This window comes from Phyllobacterium endophyticum, assembly GCF_003010935.1.
Lineage (GTDB): Bacteria > Pseudomonadota > Alphaproteobacteria > Rhizobiales > Rhizobiaceae > Phyllobacterium > Phyllobacterium endophyticum.
Genome location: NZ_PGGN01000002.1, coordinates 1,138,335 through 1,155,281, shown reverse-complemented (window position 1 = coordinate 1,155,281; position 16,947 = coordinate 1,138,335). Strand labels below are relative to the sequence as shown.

At 55.7% G+C, this 16,947-nt stretch carries 19 protein-coding genes; 11 read left to right on the top strand and 8 right to left on the bottom strand.

Features of this window, described 5'->3' with window-relative positions; genetic code table 11:
- Nucleotides 1-40: 40 nt before the first annotated feature.
- From CU100_RS13720 to CU100_RS13705, 4 genes are all read right to left on the bottom strand, one after another.
- Nucleotides 41-850 carry a hypothetical protein gene (locus tag CU100_RS13720; RefSeq protein ID WP_245419000.1) on the bottom strand — a complete coding sequence of 270 codons (810 nt, stop codon included), beginning with the start codon at nucleotides 848-850 and terminating at the stop codon, nucleotides 41-43.
- Between the two features lie 22 nt (nucleotides 851-872).
- Entirely contained in the window at nucleotides 873-1,130 is a 258-nt protein-coding gene (locus CU100_RS13715) for a hypothetical protein (RefSeq protein ID WP_106717078.1), read from the bottom strand.
- A 102-nt stretch (nucleotides 1,131-1,232) separates the two neighbouring features.
- Nucleotides 1,233-1,589, bottom strand: coding sequence for a TIGR02301 family protein (locus tag CU100_RS13710; RefSeq protein ID WP_106717077.1), 357 nt, complete (start codon nucleotides 1,587-1,589; stop codon nucleotides 1,233-1,235).
- A gap of 86 nt (nucleotides 1,590-1,675) precedes the next feature.
- Nucleotides 1,676-2,110, bottom strand: coding sequence for an NUDIX hydrolase (locus CU100_RS13705; RefSeq protein WP_106717076.1), 435 nt, complete (start codon nucleotides 2,108-2,110; stop codon nucleotides 1,676-1,678).
- 99 nt (nucleotides 2,111-2,209) lie between these two features.
- On the opposite strand from CU100_RS13705, the gene CU100_RS13700 reads away from it, so the two are divergent.
- Nucleotides 2,210-2,965, top strand: coding sequence for an SOS response-associated peptidase (locus tag CU100_RS13700; protein ID WP_106717075.1), 756 nt, complete (start codon nucleotides 2,210-2,212; stop codon nucleotides 2,963-2,965).
- Between the two features lie 29 nt (nucleotides 2,966-2,994).
- Nucleotides 2,995-3,609, top strand: coding sequence for a LysE/ArgO family amino acid transporter (locus tag CU100_RS13695; RefSeq protein WP_106717074.1), 615 nt, complete (start codon nucleotides 2,995-2,997; stop codon nucleotides 3,607-3,609).
- Here the strand turns inward: CU100_RS13695 and CU100_RS26875 are convergent.
- Nucleotides 3,586-3,750 (bottom strand): hypothetical protein, encoded by a 165-nt coding sequence (locus CU100_RS26875; protein ID WP_170113818.1) that lies wholly within the window; start codon nucleotides 3,748-3,750, stop codon nucleotides 3,586-3,588. The two genes, CU100_RS13695 and CU100_RS26875, sit on opposite strands and share 24 nt — an antisense overlap.
- 386 nt (nucleotides 3,751-4,136) lie before the next feature.
- On the opposite strand from CU100_RS26875, the gene cysS reads away from it, so the two are divergent.
- The 4 genes from cysS to rarD all read left to right on the top strand — a co-directional run bounded on the left by cysS (nucleotide 4,137) and on the right by rarD (nucleotide 8,770).
- Nucleotides 4,137-5,585 (top strand): cysteine--tRNA ligase, encoded by a 1,449-nt coding sequence (gene cysS, locus CU100_RS13690; protein WP_106717073.1) that lies wholly within the window; start codon nucleotides 4,137-4,139, stop codon nucleotides 5,583-5,585.
- Nucleotides 5,582-6,076 (top strand): GFA family protein, encoded by a 495-nt coding sequence (locus CU100_RS13685; RefSeq protein WP_106717072.1) that lies wholly within the window; start codon nucleotides 5,582-5,584, stop codon nucleotides 6,074-6,076. The genes cysS and CU100_RS13685 overlap by 4 nt, the downstream gene beginning before the upstream one ends.
- Nucleotides 6,073-7,686 (top strand): citramalate synthase, encoded by a 1,614-nt coding sequence (gene cimA, locus CU100_RS13680; protein ID WP_106717071.1) that lies wholly within the window; start codon nucleotides 6,073-6,075, stop codon nucleotides 7,684-7,686. Before CU100_RS13685 ends, cimA begins: the two co-directional genes overlap by 4 nt.
- A 112-nt stretch (nucleotides 7,687-7,798) precedes the next feature.
- Nucleotides 7,799-8,770, top strand: a complete 972-nt coding sequence (gene rarD / locus CU100_RS13675; RefSeq protein ID WP_106717070.1) for an EamA family transporter RarD — start codon at nucleotides 7,799-7,801, stop codon at nucleotides 8,768-8,770.
- Nucleotides 8,771-8,800: 30 nt separating this feature from the next.
- On the opposite strand, the gene CU100_RS13670 is transcribed toward rarD, so the two are convergent.
- Together CU100_RS13670 and CU100_RS13665 are read right to left on the bottom strand one after the other, a co-directional pair.
- Complete coding sequence (locus tag CU100_RS13670) at nucleotides 8,801-9,814, bottom strand: CorA family divalent cation transporter (protein ID WP_106717069.1); 1,014 nt, start codon at nucleotides 9,812-9,814, stop codon at nucleotides 8,801-8,803.
- A 17-nt stretch (nucleotides 9,815-9,831) separates the two neighbouring features.
- Nucleotides 9,832-10,437, bottom strand: a complete 606-nt coding sequence (locus CU100_RS13665; RefSeq protein ID WP_106717068.1) for an LOG family protein — start codon at nucleotides 10,435-10,437, stop codon at nucleotides 9,832-9,834.
- Nucleotides 10,438-10,611: 174 nt separating this feature from the next.
- Here CU100_RS13665 and CU100_RS13660 point away from each other — a divergent pair, with 174 nt between their 5' ends.
- The 5 genes from CU100_RS13660 (at nucleotide 10,612) to pssA (ending at nucleotide 15,836) form a co-directional block, all read left to right on the top strand.
- Complete coding sequence (locus CU100_RS13660) at nucleotides 10,612-11,847, top strand: LysM peptidoglycan-binding domain-containing protein (RefSeq protein WP_106717067.1); 1,236 nt, start codon at nucleotides 10,612-10,614, stop codon at nucleotides 11,845-11,847.
- Nucleotides 11,848-11,927: 80 nt separating this feature from the next.
- Nucleotides 11,928-12,299: an ArsR/SmtB family transcription factor gene (locus CU100_RS13655; protein WP_106717066.1), complete on the top strand. Its 372-nt coding sequence runs from the start codon at nucleotides 11,928-11,930 to the stop codon at nucleotides 12,297-12,299.
- A gap of 2 nt (nucleotides 12,300-12,301) precedes the next feature.
- Nucleotides 12,302-14,188: an ABCB family ABC transporter ATP-binding protein/permease gene (locus CU100_RS13650; protein ID WP_106717065.1), complete on the top strand. Its 1,887-nt coding sequence runs from the start codon at nucleotides 12,302-12,304 to the stop codon at nucleotides 14,186-14,188.
- A 96-nt stretch (nucleotides 14,189-14,284) separates the two neighbouring features.
- Nucleotides 14,285-14,983 carry a phosphatidylserine decarboxylase gene (locus CU100_RS13645; protein WP_106717064.1) on the top strand — a complete coding sequence of 233 codons (699 nt, stop codon included), beginning with the start codon at nucleotides 14,285-14,287 and terminating at the stop codon, nucleotides 14,981-14,983.
- Nucleotides 14,984-15,068: 85 nt separating this feature from the next.
- On the top strand, nucleotides 15,069-15,836 hold the full coding sequence (gene pssA / locus CU100_RS13640) for a CDP-diacylglycerol--serine O-phosphatidyltransferase (protein WP_245419028.1): 768 nt from the start codon (nucleotides 15,069-15,071) through the stop codon (nucleotides 15,834-15,836).
- 19 nt (nucleotides 15,837-15,855) lie between these two features.
- Here pssA and CU100_RS13635 read toward each other — a convergent pair whose 3' ends face one another.
- Nucleotides 15,856-16,854 carry an alpha/beta hydrolase family protein gene (locus tag CU100_RS13635; protein WP_170113817.1) on the bottom strand — a complete coding sequence of 333 codons (999 nt, stop codon included), beginning with the start codon at nucleotides 16,852-16,854 and terminating at the stop codon, nucleotides 15,856-15,858.
- Nucleotides 16,855-16,947 lie beyond the last annotated feature (93 nt).

The following is a 16,947-nucleotide window of genomic DNA, read 5'->3' as shown; positions in this document are numbered from 1 at the left end:
GTGACATCGCGGGTAAGAAAGTTTTGCCTCTGAGGTTTTTTCAGTCGCCCGTGACGAAGAAACGCCAGCGGCCTTTGGGTGTGATACCCAAGCGGTAAAACACGTAAGTGCCAAATTGCTTCATCTCGTCGTAATCGCCGGCCGTGACGATTTGGAAGAGCTCGACCTTTTGTTTCGCATCCAGCTTGTCGAGCGGATAAGCGAAGAAATAAGGCCACACGTAAAGCTCGTCGGCCGTACCCGCATCGATATGCACGTAACCCGACTCAAGCACGTCGACCAATATAGCCAGAATCTCCTGACCATCCGGATCGCCAGCGAGGCTTTTTAGATAAGCCAGCGGATCGCCTTCGATATCGGTGAGCGACAGCATCGTTATGTCATCGCCAGATCCGATCAGCGGACGAAGGGCCTCGATCGAACCGGATTTTGCAGCCGTCAGGATAAGTTCGCGCATCTTCTGCACGGGGAAGGGCAGTTTGGTGACGTCGTATTCGACCTGAGGCGCTGGTGAGCCTTCCTTAGCATTGGGCATGGCAGGATTGCTGCTCTGCTCACCCGCGCTGCTGTCCTCCGTCGCTGCCGGCGCCTGTACAGGCTGCTCCGGCGCGGCATCGGGCTTGTCAGGAGAGGAGGGGCCGTTCTGGGTCTCGTCGGCCGGCTTGGTTTCAGCGTCGGGTTTTGCAGGTTCGGCAGTTTTGGGAAGTTCTTCTTTCTTGATCTCGCTCAATGCGAGTTGAACCGACCCCTCGATGCTTGCGGACAAGGCCGGAAGGCTGAAAATACACCCGGCGACCGCTAGCAGACAGGCTCTTGCGACCGCAGAGGCGGAAAAGTGCTTTTCAGGCATGCGAAATCACCCGGGAGTTCAATTATTGCAAAACGCGATTTGATGAAAACTCACCCGCAGAAATACGTTCACGCAGCCCATCGAGCAAGGCCAATGCGGACACTTCACCGTTATCACGGATTAACTCCGTCAATGCGGTGGCAAAAGCGGCTTCAGCCATGATTTCGGGCTCGATACCTTCAAGCGTGCCATCTGCCCAGACTTCATTCTGATATTCGATCGCAACCAGCTTTTTTTCTTCTGCAACCAACCTATCAAGGTCTGTCGATGTCATGTTCATGATATACCATCCTTGGCCGAAGCCAATTCTTAAACGACCGCTAAACAATACCATAGCTTTTGTTTAAAATGCGGTTCATTGGCTCCAACAGTTAAAGCCCGGTTAATTTCCATATCCCGATACGATCTCTGAAGAAAGTCTCGTTCCCTCGTTTTGGTAGCGGTCAATCGCCGCAATCGCCTGGCTCGTACACGTCGAATAAGTCTCGTTGAAAGAGCGATATCCGCGGTTGAAGCTGGCAATAAGCTTTGCCCTGCGCGCTGGATCTGGATTTTCTGCCAAAAGCAGCGAGTCCATGCGATCACGCCACTGATTGCTTCTTTCGCCGCAAAGGTTGCGAAGCGAGTGTATCGATCCGAGCACCTCGGCCAAGCGTACAAGTTTCGCTTCGTACAGGGGATCGACCGCATATGCGGGCGCTGCCGTGACCATGGCGGTCAAAAACGCTGTAATGATCATTGTGCTTCGCACGAAACTACCCCGGGACAAGTTCCCCGGATGGTTGTACCGCAAAGCTTGGCATCTTCAAGGCGTTTCCCGCAACGTTACGGTGAGTTGAATCTTCCGGCGAGCTCGCTAACGACGTCGAGAACGCTTTCAGTCACATCGAAAGCGCTCATTTCTTCTAGCTTGAGCCAATGCACCGCGGCCGCGTCATCAGCAGCAACCGCTTCGCCTGTTGAATCCTGCACGAGAAAAACCGCCAGTCGGAAGGGCTTTGGCGCGGGGAACTCAGGCGTTGAATAGTCGAACGTGACGGTGGTGAGATAGGTTACCGCGGTTGCAGTGATGCCGGTCTCTTCGTGAAGCTCGCGTATTGCCGCCTCTTCGGGTGTCTCACCGTCCTCTCGTCTCCCGCCCGGAAACGCCAGCCAGCCTTTCGAGGGTTCACGCCCTCGCTCCACGAGCAGGAACGCCTTATCGCGAATGCAGACCGCCGAGACGCCATCGACTGTTGCGGAGAGGGGAATCTGGTCCATGCGTCAGGGGTAAGTTGTAAGAGAAGTTTTGACAAGTGTCCGCAAAACTTGCCATTGGAGTATGCGGATTATCTCCATAGACCAGGCAGCATTGATTATATGTGCGGACGTTTTTCACTCCTCGACCCACCGGAAGAAGTCATGTCGTATTTCGGCCTGATGGAGCTTGACGATTTTCCGCCGCGCTACAATATCGCGCCGACGCAGCCGATCCTGATGATAATAGCGGGCGAGACGCCTCCGCCGGGAAGCAACAGGCCCGATCGCAGAGCCTTGCTGGTTCGCTGGGGCTTCATTCCTGGCTGGGTGAAGGATACCGCAAATTACCCGCTTATGATCAATGCGCGTTCGGAAACGGCAATAGACAAGGCATCGTTCAAGGCAGCGATGCGCCATAGGCGGGCGCTCATTCCAGCTTCCGGCTTCTACGAGTGGCGGCGCGACGGCAAGGCAAAATCGCAAGCTTACTGGGTACGCCCCCGAAATGGTGGAATTATTGCGTTTGCCGGTCTTTACGAGCCTTGGGGAAATGCGGAGGGTTCTGAAATGGACACTGGCGCGATTTTGACGACCAGTTCCAGTGAGGATCTGCGTTTCATTCATGACCGCATGCCGGTTGTGATAGAACAGAAGAATTTCACACGTTGGCTCGACTGCAAGTCACAGGAACCTCGCCATGTCGCCGATCTCATGAAGCCCGCGCAGGCGGACTTCTTTGAAGCGATCCCCGTTTCGGAAAAAGTCAACCATGTCGCCAATACAGGTCCGGAAATTCAGGATCGCGTGATTGAACCGGCGAAACAATCCGCGCGCGGCAAGTCATACGAGCCCGAGGGGCAACTGAAACTGTTCTAGTCCTCCCAACCCCTCCTATAGGAAATCCCATGTTTTCAGCCGCTCTCTCCGGTTTCCTCCTCGGCGCGTCTCTCATAATCGCTATCGGAGCACAAAACGCCTTCATATTGCGGCAAGGTCTGCTGCGGCAGCATGTCTTTATCCTGAGCCTCATCTGCGCCCTCTCGGATGCGCTGCTGATCACAGCAGGCGTTGCCGGCCTCGGTACGCTCATCGCCAGGTCGCCTACACTCATTTCGGTGGTGACGCTCGGCGGCGCGGCTTTTTTGTTCTGGTATGCCTCGGTGGCGTTCCGGCGCGCTCTCCACCCGGAGGTGCTTGAGGCTGCAAGTTCGGGTAATGGTAACTTGAAGATGGCCATCGGCACGGTCTTGGCGCTGACCTTCCTGAACCCGCATGTCTACCTTGATACGGTCGTGCTGCTGGGCGGCCTGTCGGCCCGTTTCGAAGGTGCAAGCCGCGCGGCATATGGCGCAGGCGCGGCGCTCTCTTCATTCGTCTGGTTCTTCGGCCTTGGCTATGGAGCCAGGCTATTGCAGCCGATTTTTGCCAAGCCGGCCGCATGGCGTGTACTTGATGTACTGATCGGCCTCGTGATGGCCGGTATCGGTCTAAGTTTGTTAGTCCGTTTCCTGAACAATTGAAGCAAACTTCAACTGTGGCCGCTGGCGAACAGTACTGAGGACGGCCGCCAGTATCGCGGCGGGGCCAATGGCACGGTATTGCGAGGTAAGATGGTCGGCTCGGACGATTTCGCGCGGCTTTGCCTGTTGGGCATCGTTCATGGGTCTGGTCCTTTTAAGCGGGGCCTATTCCCCTAAAGTCGAAGACCCAAGGATTCCCGGTCAAATTGGCCGGAAAAAAGGCACCTTCCGGGAGGATTTTAGGCTTTCCGGTTAATATCGATTTACCATGGCGAAGTCGGCAAAAATGCAACACCGGGCACTCGCGGGACCGCCTTGACGATTGGTCCACACTCGATCATAAATGCCGGTATGAAAACGTCGCCCATAACGATCATTATCACCTGTCGGATTATTATCAGCTAGCGCTCGCTGGCCCGGCCGTTTTCGTCTCGAAATTTCTGATAAAGATGTGAACGCACCGGTCGCCAGGCCAGCGCGACGATATGCGTTCTCACGATGAAACACGAGATTTGAGACTTAAGAAAATGCCGCAGGAACTGAGCCTATATAATACGCTCACACGCTCGAAAGAAGCGTTCGTGCCGATCGACCCGAGAAACGTACGCATGTATGTCTGCGGCCCGACCGTCTACGACTATGCCCATATCGGCAATGCCCGTCCGGTTATCGTATTCGACGTGTTATTTCGCCTGCTTCGTCACATCTATGGCGAAAGCCACGTAACGTATGTGCGTAACATCACCGATGTAGACGACAAGATCAATGCGCGGGCTGCTCGTGACTATCCGGATTTGTCGTTGAACGAAGCGATACGCAAGGTCACGGAAGCCACCAACAGGCAGTTTCAGGACGACGTGGCGGCTCTTGGCAACTTACCGCCTTCATCTCAGCCGCGTGCTACGGAATACATTTCCGAAATGGTCGCGATGATAGACCGCCTCGTAGAGCGAGGCGTCGCCTACGTCGCCGATGGTCATGTGCTGTTCTCGCCATCCTCGATGAATGCTGCCAAGGGTCCGCGCTACGGGCTGCTGTCCAGACGCTCGGCTGACGATATGATCGCGGGTGCTCGCGTTGACGTTGCGTCGTACAAGCGCGACGAGATGGACTTCGTCTTGTGGAAACCATCGAAGGAAGGCGAGCCGGGGTGGCCATCGCCCGCCGGCATCGAAGGGCTCGGTCGCCCAGGCTGGCACATAGAGTGCTCCGCCATGTCGATGGCGAAATTGCTTGAGCCGTTCGGCGGCGGTCTGCATTGCGATGATCCAATAAAGAATATCTTCGACATTCATGCCGGAGGCATCGATCTTGTATTCCCCCATCACGAGAACGAGATCGCTCAGTCTTGCTGCGCTCTTGGCACGGAGCGCATGGCCAATCTATGGATGCATAACGGCTTCCTGCAAGTCGAAGGCCAGAAAATGGCAAAGAGCGTTGGCAATTTCGTGACGATCCACGAATTGCTGGAAACGAACGTCTTCGGCGGCCGCAAATGGCTGGGGGAAGTGCTGCGTCTTGCCATGCTGATGACCAACTACAGGGAGCCGATCGACTTCAGTATTAGAAAGCTGGAGGAAGCGGAGAACATCCTGGTCAAAGCCCGCGAGTATGTTGGTAATGCCAGCGTCGGAGTAATCCCGGATGAGGCAATCGAAATTCTGTCTGATGACCTGGCAACGCCAAGCCTGATCAACTGGCTGGCGTCTATCAGAAAGTCGCGCGTCCTTGATCCTGCGGACTATCGTGCGGTGTTTGGGCTGCTGGGCATTGATCTGAGCGTTGAAGCTGTTGCGCCGGAACTCGAGAATGAGGTTGAAGTCAAGATTCGTAAACGTTTGGCCCTGCTGACAGCCAAGAGCTTCGCCGAAGCTGATCGCATCCGCGACGAGTTGCTGGAGAAAGGCATTCAGTTGAAAGACGGAAAAGATCCGGCAACGGGCGAACGCGTCACAACCTGGGAGGTGAAGCGATGAGTCTGGATAACAAGCCTGTCTATACTGGTGGATGCCAGTGCGGTGCGATCCGGTTTCGAGTCGAGGGCAGGCTAGGCGAGGCATCTATATGCCATTGCCGAATGTGCCAAAAAGCCTTCGGAAATTTTTTCGCGCCGCTGACATCGGTGCGCGGCACCGATTTTGCCTGGACACGAGGCGAACCCAAGCGCTTTCAATCGTCAAATCATGTCAAGCGCGGTTTCTGCGGGGAATGCGGAACACCGCTGACCTATGAGGCCCCGGACGGGATGGCACTCGCAATTGGCGCGTTTGACGAGCCAGAGGGGGTCGCTCCGGCTATCCAGTGGGGCATCGAAGACAAACTGCCATACGTCGATGACCTTTCGAAGCTCCCTGGTCAGACCTCCGACAGTGATCCGCAATCCGCCGAGTTTCTGAGTACGATGGTCTCTTATCAACATCCGGACCATGACACCGGCAAATGGCCGTTGGAGAAGCAGGACAAGTGACCAAAGAACGGATCTACCTCTTCGACACGACCTTGCGCGACGGCCAGCAGACCCCTGGCATCGATTTTTCCCTGGAGGACAAGAAAGTCATTGCCGCCATGCTGGATGAATTCGGCTTTGACTATGTCGAAGGCGGCTATCCCGGGGCCAATCCCACCGACACGGCGTTCTTTACTGAAAAGCGCACGACACGTGCAAAGTTCGCGGCTTTTGGCATGACCAAGCGGACTGGAGTTTCAGCTTCCAACGATCCCGGTCTCGGCGCACTCATACGTTCCTCGGCCGACACGATATGTTTCGTTGCCAAAAGCTGGGACTATCATGTGAGGGTTGCGCTCGGCTGCAGCAATGAGGAGAATCTCGAGTCCATCGATGCTTCCGTTCGGGCCGCCGCCGACGCGGGCAAAGAACCGATCGTTGATTGCGAACATTTTTTCGATGGGTACAAGGCCAACCCTGACTACGCGCTGGCCTGCGCACACAAGGCATATGAGGCCGGTGCACGCTGGGTCGTGCTGTGCGACACTAATGGCGGCACTCAGCCAGCCGAGATCGCCGAGATCGTCCGTAGCGTCATAAAATCGATCCCTGGCGATCACTTGGGCATCCACGCCCACAATGATACAGAGCAGGCGGTCGCCAATTCGCTTGCCGCGATCGATGCTGGTGTCCGCCACGTGCAAGGCACGCTCAATGGTATCGGCGAGCGCTGCGGGAACGCCAATCTGGTGACGATTATCCCGACGCTCCTCCTTAAGCCAAGCTGGGCAAACCGTTTCGAAACCGGGATCAGCCTCGAGAAATTAAAGGGACTTTCCCGCCTCTCGCGCAGTTTCGACGAACTGCTCAATCGCGCCCCTGATCCGCAAGGTGCGTTCGTGGGCACATCGGCATTTGCAACCAAGGCCGGCATTCACGCGTCCGCCCTGATCAAAGAACCGGCCACCTACGAACATGTGCCGCCGGAAACAGTTGGAAACCGCCGCAAGGTCATGGTTTCGGATCAAGGCGGGAAATCCAACTTCATCAACGAGCTTGAACGCCGCGGCATTCCAGTAGCCAAATCCGATCCCCGGCTCGATACATTGATCGCGCTGGTCAAGGAACATGAATCGGAGGGCTATGCCTACGAGGGCGCCGATGCGAGTTTTGAGCTTCTGGCAAGGCGCACACTCGGCACCGTACCCGAATTTTTCAAGGTGGATTCTTTCCGCTGCATGGTTGAGCGGCGGTTCGATGCGAATGGCAATATCAAGACTGTCTCGGAGGCGGTCGTCCGCATGGAGGTCGATGGCGAGACGCGCATGTCCGTTGCCGAGGGACACGGCCCGGTCAATGCGCTCGATCTGGCGTTGCGCAAGGACATGGGTCGCTACCAGGACGAGATTGCTGATCTGGTATTGGCGGACTTCAAGGTTCGCATCCTCAATGGCGGCACCGAGGCCATCACACGCGTTCTCATCGAGTCGACGGATTCCAGCAATGTGCGTTGGTGGACCGTGGGCGTTTCCGACAATATCATCGATGCTTCGTTCCAGGCACTTATGGACTCAATCGTCTATAAATTGATGAAAAATCGGGATTTGGCGGGCAAGATTGCCGCTGAATAAGGTTATAAAAGCCAAAAACACGCGTAAACTGCCGAAAACATCAAGTGGCTTGATCGATTGATCAGTCGAATTCAATAGACGGCAGGCAGCGCGGGGACTAGGACTGCGCACGATGACCGAACGAACAGACAGCAATCGAGCAGTCGCCGAAACCCTTGCGACGTCCAACGCTTTCGCTGGATTGTCGGATGGCAAAAAGGGATTCATTTTCGCCCTTTGCGCTTATTTGTTATGGGGCATCCTGCCATTCTATCTAAAGTCGGTCGCGCACATACCCGCGCTCGAAGTCGTTGCCCATCGGATCGTCTGGTCCGTTCCCATTGCCGCGGCACTTCTGTGGTGGCTTGGCTTGCTTGGCGATCTGAAAGTCGCCTTCACCACCCCGCGCATGCTGGCCATGGCCATATTGACGGCCAGCCTCATTACTATCAACTGGGGTACCTATGTGTGGGCGATCGCCAACGATCACACTGTTGATACCGCGCTAGGTTACTACATCAATCCTCTGGTGAATGTTGTGCTCGGTAGGCTCTTTCTTTCAGAGCGCCTCACGAAGGCACAGATGATTGCTGTCGCTTTGGCCGCATGTGCGGTTATTCTGCTGACTGTGTGGTCAGGTGGTCTTCCATGGATTTCACTGATCCTTGCTTTCAGCTTTGGCTTGTATGGTTTCTTTCGCAAGACTTTGCCAATCGGCGCCATTCAGGGTTTCACGCTCGAGGTTCTGATATTGTCCATTCCTTCGCTCGGCTTCATCGCCTGGACCATGACGCAGAACACAAGCCACTTCACCAATGGCCAGCCGAATGATGTAAGTCTCCTGCTTTTTGCGGGACTTGCTACGGCGGTGCCACTCATCTTTTATGCCCTTGGTGCCAAGCTGCTGCGGTATACGACCATTGGTTTGATGCAATATATTGCGCCGACGATTGTTTTCTTCATTGCCATCTTTGTGTTCGGCGAACCATTTTCGCACGTCCAGCTCATCGCTTTCGTTCTTATCTGGTCAGCACTTGCGATTTACACCTGGTCGATGGTGTATGAAGCGCAAAAAGTGAAATCGGCAATCGCGCACAATCGCTAGAGTATGGACGCTCCGCATGTACTCCGCGATCTACTTCCGTGGGCGGCCAATCTTCCGCACGACGAAATATACTATGGCGGAAGTACCAAGCGCCAACAGGGTGATCAGCAAAAACCCATGATCACTTTGTGCAAGCGGCAGGCCACCGGTGTTCATTCCGAAAAGGCCACTGATGACAGTGCTTGGCAATAGCACTGCCGTCATTATGGATAAAACGTAGAGAAAGCGGTTTGACTGGTCCGTCAATTTCGCAAGCAGTTCGTCTTGTAACAGACGCGCGCGCTGCTGTAGTTGTTCTCCTTCGGAGTGCAACGTTTCAGCGCGGCGCGACAGCCCCTCGACCAGATCATCCAGTTCTTCCGGGAATGCTCTCCGGTCCGCGTGATCGATATGGCGAAATAGTCCAGTCGCAGCGGTGAGATAGCGATGGAACACAACGATCTGGCGGCGCACAGGTACAAGGCGCTCCCGCTCGCCCTGCCAGTTTTCGCCGACAATGTGATCCTCGATTGAGTCGAGCGTCTCGGAGAGATCGGTTATCTCCGTCTTCAGAAGATCAAGGAAACGGCGGAAAATGGCGTTGAAAAGCGCTTTGGGGGATATTGGCTTCACCTTTCCACCCACGATGGCACGGCGCACATCGTCGACCGATTGCAACGGATGGCGGCGCCCGCTGATAAAAAGACGCCCATTGAAAGCGAACCGAAAATAACTCAACTCGCGGGGATCGCCATAATGCTTGTGCTGCAGATCGGGAAGTTCGCCGTAAAGCCATCCGTCTTCATAGGTGATCTGATACTGATCGCCAGGGGAGAGCAGTGCGTCCCGCACCACTTCCGGCAGACTTAGGTCAGTCTCGATAATTCGCCGTGCCCGGGCATCGGCGAGTCCATAGCTCTTCCAAACCCATGCGCTGTTTGCCGCTTCGGTATCGCCAGACTGCAAAAGCGTACCGTCCGCGCGAAAGCTGTGGGCGATGACAAACTCATCACTTTGGAGGAGGGATAGGTTGCTTGGGGGATCGAAGGTAATATTGTCCGCCATTCGATCCTTTACGGTTCCTACATCCGTTCGATGATTGCTTCATTGCCTTCCCGGCTGCCGTGTGCAGCAGCATTGAGAATGGCAGGTACGATATTTTCAGCTTTGTCTACCACAAGCGGATTGACCAAATGTGACGTATGGACGAAGCCCTCAGCCTTCATATGCTCGATGAGAGCCAGCATGGGGTTCCAAAATCCGTTGATGTTGGCGAAGACCATTGGCTTTCTGTGACGCCCGAGTTGCGCCCATGTCATGATCTCGACAATCTCTTCCACAGTACCGATGCCGCCGGGCAAAGTAACGAATGCATCTGAGCGCTCGAACATCTTATGCTTGCGTTCATGCATGTCTTCGGTAACAATAAGCTCAGAAAGCTGGCCAAGCGCGTGTTCTGTGGCCTCTTTGTTCATCAGGAATTTTGGAATAATTCCTGTGACTTTGCCGCCAGAGGACATGACGCCGTCTGCAACAGCGCCCATAATACCCTTGGTGCCGCCGCCATAGACAAGCTCAAGCCCGTGCTCGGCAATTGTCTGGCCCAGAAGCTTGCCGCTTTGTTTGTAAATCGGGTCGCGCCCCGGTGATGAGCCGCAATAGACACAAATGGATCGAATCTTGTTCATCCGATGAGTGGTGCCTTGCACATCGCCAAACGTCAAGTCGGTACAAATGCGGCGAACGTTTCATATGCCGGCTTCGTTATAGTACGTCGAAAGAATGGGCCTGAATCTAAAGGGTTTTCTTGTAGCGTGATAGAAAAGGCGCTAGAGCAAAAGGAACAATAGGATCGGGGAACGATGTTCGAGAGTAAATTTGCGCTTTTGGGATTTGGTACTGTAGTGGCTGCAGGTCTTGTCGCCGCCTATATAGGTTTGGTACCGGGCAGGCAGATTGTAGACCAGCCGTCCGCCGTGATGAGCGGATCCGCGCAGACACAGCCAGCCCCTGCGGCCAAGAACTCCGAGCCGCAAATCCAGTCGCTGACAACAGAGCCGGAGACCAGCGCTGCATTGGGACAAGCTGCGCCGGCTCCCGCGCCGACAATCGCGAACAATGGCGCGCCTACGTTCGACGTCCTGCGAGTTGATCCATCGGGCACCATTGTCATCGCCGGCAACGCTGCGAAGAACGCCACGGTTGATCTCCTGTCTCGCTCGAATGTCATCGGCACTGCTAAATCGACGGAAAATGGAGATTTTGTCATAGCGCTCGATGAGCCTTTGAAACCCGGCGACTATCAGCTGGTGCTGCGCTCCACCGGCCAGGACGGGACGGCGATCACATCGCTCGAAACGGCGATCGTTTCCATTCCCGAAACCAAGAGCGGCCAGGTCCTGGCACTTGTCGAGCAATCGGGCCAGCCGAGCCGGATGATTACCAAGCCCGAACCTGTCGAGACAGCTGCGGTAACCACGCAGCCAGTGACGGTTGCTGCGCCAAAGGGAGACAAGCCGGTCGCTGCTCCTTCCGAGAAACCGTTGATCACGGTTGAAGCTGTCGAGATCGAGGGGAGCAAGATTTTCGTTGCCGGGAACGCCCAGGCAGATTCCGCGGTGAAGGTTTACGCAAATTCCGCTTTGCTCGGAACGACAAAGACGGCGCCCAACGGGCGGTTTCTGGTACAGACAGTTCAACAGCTGGCGGTCGGTGACTATATCATACGTGCGGACATGCTGGGCAAGGATGGAGTGACGGTCGTCGCCAGAGCCGCTGTTCCGTTCAAACGCGAGGCGGGCGAGCGTGTTTCGGCCGTCGCACCGGCATCGACCGATGCCGATACACAGACCGAAACTGGCGCCGTCAGCCAGGCGCCGCAGGTAGGCGATGCAGCCGCACCGCTGCAAAGCGTCGACGGATCAGTGATTATTCGTCGCGGTGACAGCCTATGGCAAATTTCGCGCCGTACCTATGGGGCAGGCATGCGTTATACGACGATCTATTTGGCCAACAAGGAACAGATCCGCAATCCCGACATGATTTTCCCGGGCCAGATATTTGCCTTGCCGGAAAAAGACAAATCCGTCGTCCAATAGTTGGGGCGAATTCGCCGATCTCCGAGCTACTGCATTTTCTTCTTGTGCCAGGTTGATGTATCGTTTATCGCCGATGAACGATGAAGTGCATCAATTCGTTTCAACATAGTTCTGACGCGATAGCGGCGCGCACATTGGCGGCATTGGCACATCCGGCCCGGCTGCGCATAATCCGCCAGCTCGCGTGCATCGATGCTTCTTGCTGCAAGGATATCGTCTCGGGGCTCGATCTGGCGCAATCAACCGTGTCGCAGCATTTGAAGATTTTGGTCGATGCAGGTCTTGTCCGCTACAAGCAATCCGGGCAGAGCTCACGCTACAGCATCAACCCCGCGGCCTTTGCGAGTGTCGCCGCTCTCGTGGGCGATATGGCCAGTCTTTGCTGTCCGCCAGAACGAACTGTCGTGGACATGCAGTTCGCACCCGAGCTCCCGATTGCAATCAAGGATTGACCGTGGCCAATAAAACCGTCTCAGACGAGTCTGGCAAGACCCTTCAGACCATTCGCAATCTCTGGCCCTACATGTGGCCAGCCGAGCGCCCTGACCTGCGCATGCGGGTGGTTTGGGCCTCGGTCTACCTGATTATTTCCAAGGTGGTTCTGATACTCGTTCCATATTTCTTCAAATGGGCGACCAACGCTTTGAATGGGAAGTTCGAAGCCTCGGATCTGGTACCCGCTCTATTCGTGGGACCGCTCATGCTCGTGGCCGCCTATAATGCGGCACGTATCGTGCAAGCGGGCCTAAACCAGTTGCGTGATGCACTCTTCGCCAGCGTCGGCCAGTATGCCGTGCGAAAACTTGCCTATAAGACCTTCGTGCACATGCATGAACTGTCTTTGCGCTTTCATGTCGAGCGACGAACAGGCGGTCTTTCCCGCATTATCGAACGCGGAACGAAGGGCATCGAAACCATCGTTCGCTTTACCATCTTGAACACGGCTCCGACGATCATTGAGTTTCTGATGACCGCGGTTATCTTCGCCGTGACCTATGGAATGTCCTATCTGGCGGTCGTGGTGGCGACTGTGTGGGTCTATACCTGGTTCACCGTAAAGGCCAGTGACTGGCGCATCGGCATTCGCCGCGACATGAACGCCTCCGACACGGATGCCAATTCCAAGGCGATCGACTCGCTGTTGAACTATGAGACGGTCAAGTATTTCGGCAACGAGAACATGGAAGCCGGCCGCTTCGACACCGCCATGGCGCGCTATGAGATTTCGGCTACACGTATCTGGACTTCACTGGGATGGCTCAATTTCGGCCAGGCGGTAATTTTCGGCATCGGCATGGCGGTGATGATGATCATGTCGGGCAGGGAGGTGCTTGCCGGAACGCAGACACTCGGCGATTTCGTTTTTATCAACGCCATGCTGATGCAATTGTCCGTGCCGCTCAACTTCATAGGATTCATATACCGCGAGGTGCGACAGGGCCTTACGGATATCGAGCAGATGTTCGACCTTCTCGATGTCGAGCGGGAAGTAATGGACAGGCCTGGTGCCAAACCCTTGGTCATCGAAAAGGGTGCCGTACGTTTCGAAAACGTGGAGTTCGCCTATGATCCCAAGCGCCCGATCCTGAAAGGCGTCAGCTTCGAGGTTCCTGCCGGCAAGACTGTGGCTATCGTCGGGCCGTCGGGGGCCGGCAAATCGACCCTGTCGCGCCTGTTGTTCCGTTTTTATGACATCCAGAGCGGCTCCATCACCATTGATGGTCAAGATATCCGCGATGTGACGCAGGACAGCCTTCGGTCTTCCATAGGCATGGTTCCTCAGGATACCGTTCTCTTCAACGACACCATCGCCTATAACATTCGCTATGGCCGCATAAGCGCGACTGAGGCCGAGATGCGCAATGCTGCCGAGCTTGCCCAGATAGGGCCATTCATCGAAACGTTGCCTGAAGGCTACGAAGCCATGGTCGGTGAGCGCGGATTGAAGCTCTCCGGGGGCGAGAAGCAGCGCGTCGCGATCGCAAGGACCCTTCTCAAGGCACCGCCAATTCTGATCCTTGACGAGGCGACATCGGCGCTGGACAGCGCAACCGAGCACGAGATCCAGTCTGCCCTTGATCTAGTCAGCCGCAATCGCACGACACTGGTCATCGCCCATCGCCTTTCGACGATCATTGGAGCCGACGACATCATCGTCCTCAAGGATGGCGTGATCGCCGAGCGTGGCACCCATGCGAAACTTCTGGCAAAACAGGGACTCTATGCGTCGATGTGGAACCGTCAGCGCGAGGCGACGGAGGCTGAAGAGCGTTTGCGCCGCGTGCAGGCAGAAGACGACCTCGGCGTCATCACGCGTGGAAAGCCCGCCATGCCCGCTTGAATGGTTTGCTCCAGCATCCAATCTCCGATAAGAACGCGCGAATTCCATTGCGATTTCATGGAACAAGTGCTGCCGGCATAACCAGGAAGAAGATACATGAGTCTCGTCGAGTCTATCCGAAACACCTTGGTACCAATCCACCGCGAGGGTTATCCGTTCATCGCCGGGTTTGCCGGAGCGACGGTGATCCTGGGCTACTTTTGGGCGCCGCTATTCTGGATCGGGCTCATTCTCACTGCTTGGTGCATATATTTCTATCGTGACCCTCAGCGCGTTACGCCAACGGATGACAAGTTCGTCATAAGTCCCGCAGACGGTATCATTTCAGCCGTGGGCCCTGCTATGCCCCCGCGCGAGCTTGGTCTCGGGGACAAGGAATTGACCCGTATCTCAGTGTTCATGAATGTCTTTTCCTGCCATATCAACCGCGCCCCGGTCCGGGGGCGGATTACCACTATCGTGCACAAGCCGGGCAAGTTTCTCAACGCCGAACTTGACAAGGCCAGTGCCGAGAATGAGCGCAACTGCCTTTTGATCGACAGTCCCAATGGCGAAGTGGCAGTCGTACAGATCGCCGGACTTGTGGCGCGCCGCATTGTTTGCTGGGCCGATGAAAACACCGCAATTTCAATCGGCGAGCGCTTTGGCCTGATCCGTTTTGGCTCGCGTGTCGACGTTTATCTGCCACAGGGCTTTACACCACGCGTCGCCATCGGCCAGACTGCGGTCGGCGGCGAATCCGTCATTGCCGAGTTCGGTGGCGCGGCGAGCGCCCCGTTGGTTCGGGTGAGTTGAGGCAGGGTATATGACCGAGACCGACACTGACCCATTGTTTGATGAAAAGCCGCAGACGGCCCAACCGGTCGGCCGGCGCATACCCATGCGCTACCTCGCGCCCAATGTCATAACGGTTCTGGCAATTTGCGCCGGTCTGACGGGTATACGGCTTGCCTTTGAGAACCGCTTCGAGCTGGCGGTGTCGATGGTGCTGCTCGCTGCCTTTCTCGATGGAATCGATGGGCGTATCGCCCGCATGATGAAGGGGTCGACAAAATTTGGCGCCCAGATGGACTCTCTTGCCGATATCGTTAATTTCGGCGTCGCACCCGCGCTGGTTCTTTACGCCTATATGCTCGATCAGGCGCGTTCGTTCGGTTGGATCGCCGCTTTATTGTACTGCATAGCATGCTGTCTGCGCCTTGCCCGTTTCAACGTCATGCTCGATGTGGTTGGAAAACCGCTCTGGCAGAACAACTTCTTTACCGGTGTACCGGCCCCGGCAGGCGCGATGCTCGTTATGTTGCCCGTCTATCTTGGCTTCCTCGGCTTTGCGCCAACGCGTGCAATCGCCTTTGCAGCATCCGCATACACAGTCGCTGTCGCAGTTCTCATGATAAGCCGACTACCCGTATATAGCGGCAAGGCGGCGGGCACGCGTTTGCGCTCCGATTGGGTCATGCCGTCGTTTCTTTTCATTGTCCTCTATGTCGCTTTCCTGATGAGCTATACCTGGGAAACATTGACGCTGACAGCGATTGGCTTCTTCCTGTCGCTGCCGTTCAGCGCGCGTGCTTGGAAGCGGTACGAAGCGACTGATCGCGCCGCCTTGGCAAACGCTCAAAGCGCTGGTTCCGAAACCATATCCTGACCTCGGAACCAGGCGGGTTTCACTGCTCGGCTTCGATCAGGTTTTTGCCGAAGAAGTCCACGATATCTGCGTTGAGCTGCTTGTGAAAAGCCAGGCGATCAAAGCCTGCCTTGTCGGTGCACAGCTCAGGCTCACCGGAGTTGACCACGAGCTTGGCGAATTCCTGGCTGCAAGGTGGGAGAAAAGAGAAATGGCCAGAGTTTGGAACGATGCGGTAGTCTGGCTTGGCAGGCAGGTTATGAGCGATCGTTGCGGCATCTTTGGGTGATAGACCGTCACCGCCATATTCGGATGCCCACAACTGGACTGGAACGGTCACGTTGCGCAAGCCTTCGGCGGTAAATAGGCTACCGCCTGCGGGGTCGATCAATACTGCAGCTTTGATCCGTTGATCACCGACCAAAGGAGCAACGGCGGAGCTGCGAATTTGCTCGCAGAAGCGGTTTCCCGGATAGGTCGGGCAATTATCAAGCAGCAATTTCCAGTTGGGATTGCCGCCAATCATGGCAAGGCCAGTGAAGCCGCCTCTTGAAAAGCCGAAAACGCCGATCCGTGCCGGATCCAGCTGAGATGCATTTGACCAGAGATCGAGCATGAAATCGACCAGCCTTGTCATATCGACAGGGCGCTGGGTCATGGAAGCTATATCGTTCGGATCTCTGGTTTTCGATTGGCCGCTATCGCGTGGGTGATTGACGGCAGCAACCACAAATCCTGCATCGGCAAGCACTTCAGCAAGTGAATGATAATTGCCGGACCATCCGCCCACACCATGAGAAATCACGATGAGCGGAAGTTTTTCACCCGTGAGTGGACAGTCCTGTACCGCTGTCGAATAGTTGAAGCCGATTGCTACCCTTGCCGGCTTGCCAACACATGGATACCAGAGGGTCGCTGTCAGAACGGGTCCACCACCGCTGGAAGGCACCTCGATGAATCTGAGACCTGCGGCCTGCGCCGATTGAAACGTGCTAAAAGCAGCAATGGCAAGGATTGTTGCGAGCTTGAGAATTTTCATAATTAACCCCGTTTGGATGGGATGTACTCGCTCTTGATCTCGATTTCGGGGCTTCGCGCCGGGAGTGCTTTCGCGCTTGCTGTCGATGAATAA

What these genes read in the sequence shown, in the direction of transcription:
- CU100_RS13720 (WP_245419000.1), bottom strand. Translation starts at nt 850, where the DNA reads ATGCCTGAAAAGCACTTTTCCGCCTCTGCGGTCGCAAGAGCCTGTCTG.
- CU100_RS13715 (WP_106717078.1), bottom strand. Translation starts at nt 1,130, where the DNA reads ATGAACATGACATCGACAGACCTTGATAGGTTGGTTGCAGAAGAAAAA.
- CU100_RS13710 (WP_106717077.1), bottom strand. Translation starts at nt 1,589, where the DNA reads ATGATCATTACAGCGTTTTTGACCGCCATGGTCACGGCAGCGCCCGCA.
- CU100_RS13705 (WP_106717076.1), bottom strand. Translation starts at nt 2,110, where the DNA reads ATGGACCAGATTCCCCTCTCCGCAACAGTCGATGGCGTCTCGGCGGTC.
- CU100_RS13700 (WP_106717075.1), top strand. Translation starts at nt 2,210, where the DNA reads ATGTGCGGACGTTTTTCACTCCTCGACCCACCGGAAGAAGTCATGTCG.
- CU100_RS13695 (WP_106717074.1), top strand. Translation starts at nt 2,995, where the DNA reads ATGTTTTCAGCCGCTCTCTCCGGTTTCCTCCTCGGCGCGTCTCTCATA.
- CU100_RS26875 (WP_170113818.1), bottom strand. Translation starts at nt 3,750, where the DNA reads ATGAACGATGCCCAACAGGCAAAGCCGCGCGAAATCGTCCGAGCCGAC.
- cysS (WP_106717073.1), top strand. Translation starts at nt 4,137, where the DNA reads ATGCCGCAGGAACTGAGCCTATATAATACGCTCACACGCTCGAAAGAA.
- CU100_RS13685 (WP_106717072.1), top strand. Translation starts at nt 5,582, where the DNA reads ATGAGTCTGGATAACAAGCCTGTCTATACTGGTGGATGCCAGTGCGGT.
- rarD (WP_106717070.1), top strand. Translation starts at nt 7,799, where the DNA reads ATGACCGAACGAACAGACAGCAATCGAGCAGTCGCCGAAACCCTTGCG.
- CU100_RS13670 (WP_106717069.1), bottom strand. Translation starts at nt 9,814, where the DNA reads ATGGCGGACAATATTACCTTCGATCCCCCAAGCAACCTATCCCTCCTC.
- CU100_RS13665 (WP_106717068.1), bottom strand. Translation starts at nt 10,437, where the DNA reads ATGAACAAGATTCGATCCATTTGTGTCTATTGCGGCTCATCACCGGGG.
- CU100_RS13660 (WP_106717067.1), top strand. Translation starts at nt 10,612, where the DNA reads ATGTTCGAGAGTAAATTTGCGCTTTTGGGATTTGGTACTGTAGTGGCT.
- CU100_RS13655 (WP_106717066.1), top strand. Translation starts at nt 11,928, where the DNA reads ATGAAGTGCATCAATTCGTTTCAACATAGTTCTGACGCGATAGCGGCG.
- CU100_RS13645 (WP_106717064.1), top strand. Translation starts at nt 14,285, where the DNA reads ATGAGTCTCGTCGAGTCTATCCGAAACACCTTGGTACCAATCCACCGC.
- pssA (WP_245419028.1), top strand. Translation starts at nt 15,069, where the DNA reads ATGCGCTACCTCGCGCCCAATGTCATAACGGTTCTGGCAATTTGCGCC.
- CU100_RS13635 (WP_170113817.1), bottom strand. Translation starts at nt 16,854, where the DNA reads ATGAAAATTCTCAAGCTCGCAACAATCCTTGCCATTGCTGCTTTTAGC.